General features: G+C 54.7%; 2 protein-coding genes. Both read right to left on the bottom strand.

Going from position 1 to position 1,110, the window contains the following annotated elements:
* The coding region (locus tag D5S03_RS11400; RefSeq protein WP_287044083.1) for a thiamine pyrophosphate-binding protein at positions 1-519 on the bottom strand (519 nt) is incomplete at its 3' end.
* Between the two features lie 2 nt (positions 520-521).
* A partial coding sequence (locus tag D5S03_RS11395; RefSeq protein WP_287044081.1) for an isocitrate lyase/phosphoenolpyruvate mutase family protein occupies positions 522-1,110 on the bottom strand: 589 nt, incomplete at its 5' end.

Below are 1,110 nucleotides of genomic sequence, written 5' to 3'. Positions count from 1 at the left end.
GCGCCTGTAATCCGCCAGTGTCTTTTTACGGATCACAAGGGCAACCGGCCGGCTCTCATCTTTTGCCGTGCGCACCAGCTCAAAGAGCAGGGCTTCAGGATCGCTCTTATTATCCATGATCCTGTAAGGTATTTCCATAAGTTCCAGTTGTCCCGGGGTTATCCTGCCCTGCTTGACGTGCTGGGGTTCATCCTTGACCCCGGGCTCGCCGCGCCAGCCGATTATGAGAAGCATGGGTATGGAATAGACTTGAGGATCAGCCAGGGAAGTCAGGGGATTGACGCAGTTGCCCAGGCCGGAATTCTGCATGTAAACGGCCCCCATGCTGGCGGTGGCCAGGTGGTAGCCGGCGGCCAGGGCCACTGCATTTCCTTCGTTGGCAGTGATGACATGTTCCCCCGGGCCTGCGTGGTCATCAAGATAAGCACACAAGCTTTTGAGCAGAGAATCAGGAACCCCGGCGAAAAAGGATATGCCCTGGTCTTTAAGGGTCTGAACAAGATGGGCCGCTTCAATCACGGCTATTTGCCTCCAGGGATGAGTTCCAGGATTTCCTTGATGGGCATAAGCCCCTGGGCACCGGCCGAACACTTGTTCACCAGGATATTTCTGGCGGTATTGACCATGGCCGGATAGGCGCTTCTTAGAAGATGGTTGGCGTAGATGACCACGTTTACGCCGTGGGATTCAAGCTCGTCCTCGGTTACGCAGTTGTAGCTGGAAGGCACAGCCACCAGGGGCTTGCGGTCCGGCAACTGGTTATAAAGCCTGCAGAACTCAAAAACCTCGTCCGGAGTTTTTTTGCGGCTGTGGATCATGATCCCGTCGACTCCGGCCTGGATATATGCTTTGGCCCGGGCCAGGGCATCATCCATGCCCTGTTCCAGGATGAGGCTCTCGATACGGGCTATGACCATAAAATCATCAGTGGCCCTGGCCCTTCTGCCTACCTCTATCTTGTGACAGAACCCCTCAATACTGTCCTGGGTCTGGGCTACTTCCGTACCGAAAAGCGAATTTTTCTTGAGTCCTACCTTGTCTTCAATGATAACCGCTGAAACTCCGAGCCGTTCCAGGGTTTTCACGGTAAACACGAAATGCTCTGGCCTT

It is taken from the genome of Desulfonatronospira sp. MSAO_Bac3, from assembly GCF_003838035.1.
Taxonomy (GTDB): domain Bacteria; phylum Desulfobacterota; class Desulfovibrionia; order Desulfovibrionales; family Desulfonatronovibrionaceae; genus Desulfonatronospira; species Desulfonatronospira thiodismutans.
Note: the sequence above shows the minus strand (reverse complement) of the source record. Positions and strands in the feature narration are given on the sequence as shown.